Origin of the sequence: Curtobacterium uvaldense (assembly GCF_028307415.1) — a bacterium.
Lineage (GTDB): Bacteria > Actinomycetota > Actinomycetes > Actinomycetales > Microbacteriaceae > Curtobacterium.
The window spans coordinates 1-3,504 of record NZ_JAQMHU010000062.1 but is presented as its reverse complement, the minus strand read 5'-3'; the positions used below and the strand labels follow the sequence as shown (position 1 = coordinate 3,504).

General features: G+C 75.7%; 2 protein-coding genes. One reads left to right on the top strand and one right to left on the bottom strand.

Features of this window, described 5'->3' with window-relative positions:
- Positions 1-187 precede the first annotated feature (187 nt).
- Positions 188-1,192, bottom strand: coding sequence for a LacI family DNA-binding transcriptional regulator (locus tag PIJ49_RS16875; RefSeq protein ID WP_209685698.1), 1,005 nt, complete (start codon positions 1,190-1,192; stop codon positions 188-190).
- A gap of 150 nt (positions 1,193-1,342) precedes the next feature.
- Between PIJ49_RS16875 and PIJ49_RS16870 the strand changes: the two genes are divergently transcribed.
- The gene (locus PIJ49_RS16870) at positions 1,343-3,412 is read left to right on the top strand and encodes a glycoside hydrolase family 127 protein (RefSeq protein WP_066655652.1); all 2,070 of its coding nucleotides are present in this window, start codon (positions 1,343-1,345) and stop codon (positions 3,410-3,412) included.
- Positions 3,413-3,504 lie beyond the last annotated feature (92 nt).

The window sequence follows — 3,504 nt, the reverse complement described above, 5'->3', positions numbered from 1 at the left end:
GTGCCGAGCCCCACCGAGCGGGCACGATCTGTCACCCTTGGCCCCCCTCGCCGACACATCTCGCCCGCTCGGCGGCAACCCCGCGGCAGGTCGTGCCCGCTCGGCGGCACGCCCGCGGCGGGTCGTGCCCGCTCGCGCAGCCGGGCACCCCCGCCCGCCGCCTGGCGACCGCGCGCCTGCCGCCGGACTACGCGCCGAGGGTGCTCTCGCGGACGACGAGCGACGGGGTGACGGCCGTCGAGACCGGACTCCCTCCGGCCACGAGCTCGAGCAGCGCCCGGCCCGCGATGCGACCGAGCTCGTCGAGCCGCATGTCGACGGTGGTCAGCGGGGGCCGCGACGCGAGCGCCACCACGTCCCAGTCGTCGTACCCGGTCACGGCGACGTCCCCCGGCACCGACCGCCCGGTCTCCCGCAGTCGGTCGCACACGCCACGGGCGATCTGGTCGTTCCCGCACAGCACCGCGTCCACCGCGGACGGCTCCCGGTCGAGCAGGTCGACGGCCTGCCGCCCCCAGCGCTCGGACCACTCCCCGTGCATCGGAGCGCCCACCATCCGGTCACCGAGCACCGGGGCAGCCCCGCGCGCCCGGTCGACCGCCGACCGCGCGTCCTGCGGGCCCGTGACGACGGCGACCCGATGCCGCCCGAGTCCGACGAGGTGCGCCGCCGCAGCAGCAGCGCCGGCGGGGTCGTCGAGTGTGATCGAGACGTCCGCGGGGTCGGTGGACGGGGTCAGCGCGTAGACGACGGGCACCGGGACCGGCACCTCGATCGGCGGCCGGGCATCGGCGGAGCGGCCGGTGACGATGATGCCGTCGACGCCGCGGGCGACGAGCGACCGGAGGTAGTGGGCCTCGCGCACGTGGTCGTCGCGGGTGTCGGCGACCAGGACCATCACCTCGCCGGCGGAGAGGGCGTCCTCGGCCCCGAGCAGCACCGGCATCGTGAACCGTCCGAACGAGTCGGTCGTCACCATGCCGACCGTCCACGTCCGACCGGAGGACAGCGCACGGGCACGTGCGTCGCCGACGAACCCGAGCTTCTCCGCCGCGTCCTTGACCCGCGCCCGGGTCTCGTCGCGCAGCTGCCCGGTGTCGTTCAGCGCCTTCGACGCCGTCCCGATGGACACCCCGGCGAGCGCTGCGACGTCGCTGATGCGAGCGAGTCGGGCTCTGCGGTCCGTGGCCACGGCAACGTCCTTTCCGGCAGGGGCCCGGCCGACCGAGCCCGCGCCGATCCTAGGCGACTGCGCTCTTGTGCTGCCGCACCACCTGTCGTACGGTCGTCCCGGAAAGCGCTTTCCGCACGGACGGCCGCCAGTCAGACGCAAGGAGGCGCCATGACCACCACGACCGGAACCCCGACGGCCACCCCCGCGACGGGACGCGGGGCGCGGACCGCGACCCCGGTCCTCCCGACCGCGGGTGCACACCTGGTGTCCCGTCCGCTCCCCGCCGGCGCTGCGCGCATCACCGGGGGCTTCTGGGCACTGCGCCAGGACCGCAACGGTCGCGACGCCGTCCGCAGCGGGTACGAGCGCCTCCGCGACGCAGGGAACTTCCGGAACCTGCGCATCGCCGCGGGCGACGAGCAGGGCGAGGCGGTCGGGCCGATCTTCATGGACTCCGACGTGACGAAGTGGCTCGAGGCCGTTGCGTGGGAGTACGGCCGGGCCCCGGCCGACGACCTGCTCGAGCTGCAGCGCGAGGTGACAGCGCTCTACGCCAGGGCGCAGGCGGAGGACGGCTACCTCGACTCGGTGCAGCAGGTCCGGGGCGGGGGCGAGCGGTACGTCGACCTGAAGTGGAGCCACGAGATGTACTGCGCCGGGCACCTGTACCAGGCCGCGGTCGCGCAGCACCGCGCCACGGGTGACACCGGCCTGCTCGAGGTGGCCGTGCGGAACGCCGACCACCTCGTCCGGACGTTCGGCCCGGGTGACGACCGCACCCAGGACGTCGACGGCCACCCCGTCGTCGAGATGGGGCTCGTCGAGCTGTACCGCGAGACCGGCACCCGCGCCTACCTCGACCTGGCGCACTGGTTCGTCGACGCCCGCGGGCGCGGCATCATCGAGCGCGCCGGCGGCGAGCCGACGTACTTCTCCGACCGGGTCCCCGTCCGCGAGGCCACCACCGTCGAGGGCCACGCCGTCCGCGCCGTCTACCTGGCCGCCGGTGCCGTGGACGTCGCGATCGAGACCGGCGACACCGAGCTCCTCACGGCGAGCGAGCGCCAGTTCGCGGACATGACGGCCACGAAGGCGTTCATCACCGGCGGCCTCGGCGCCCGCTGGGACTGGGAGGCGTTCGGCGACCCGTACGAGCTCCCGACGGACCGCGGCTACGCCGAGACGTGCGCGGCCATCGGCGGCATCCAGTGGGCGTGGCGGCTGCTGCTCGCGACGGGGAAGCCCGTGTACGCCGATGCGATCGAGCGCCTGCTCTACAACGCGTTCCTGCCCGGCGTGAGCCTCGCCGGCACCGAGTACTTCTACGTCAACCCGCTGCAGCACCGCGACGGCGCGCACCAGGACGAGAACCGCTCCCCCGCCCACGGACGTCGCGGCTGGTTCGACTGCGCCTGCTGCCCGCCGAACATCATGCGCACGTTCGCGAGCCTCGACGGGTACCTGGCGACGGCGACCGACGGCGGCCTGCAGGTCCACCAGTACGCGGACGCCGACCTCGGCCCCGTCCGCGTCGCGACCGGCTACCCGCACGACGGCCGCGTGGTCGTCACGGTGACCGAGGACGGCCCCCTGGCGCTCGGACTCCGCATCCCGGCGTGGTCGGACACCACCACCGTGACCACCCCCGACGGCACCGCGACCCCGGAGCCCGGCACCCTGCACGTGGTCGAGCGCGCGTGGACGGCCGGTGACACCGTCGAGCTCGCCTTCGACACGACGCCGCACCGCTACGTGGCGGATCCCCGCATCGACGCGGCACGGGGCCAGGTGGCGATCGAGCGCGGGCCGCTCGTCTACGCCGTCGAGCAGGCGGACCAGCAGGGCTTCACGGTCGACGACCTGACGGTCGACGCGAGCGCGCCGGTAACCGAGGAGCGCCGCGACGACCTGCTCGACGGCGTCGTCACGCTGCGCGTCGCCGGGCACGCTCCGGCGCGGCACGAGCAGGCGGCGTGGCCGTACCGACGGCTGGAGCGGACGGGAGGCGCGACGCACCCCGCCGACGCCACCCCCGTGACCGAAGCGGCCGGCTCCGCGACCGCGGCCGGTCCCGCCGGGGCGACCCCCGTCACCGACGCGGCCGGCTCCGCGACCACGGCCGGTCCCGCCGACGCGACCACCGGCCTCCAGGCCGTCACCGCGACCGCCGTGCCGTACTACGCCTGGGCGAACCGCGGCCCCGCACCGATGCGCGTCTGGCTGCCGCTCGCCCACTGAGCGCGGCACCGCCCAGGGGGGGGGGGGGGGGGGGGGGGGGGGGGGGGGGGGGGGGGGGGGGGGGGGGGGGGGGGGGGGCGGGGGGGGGGGGG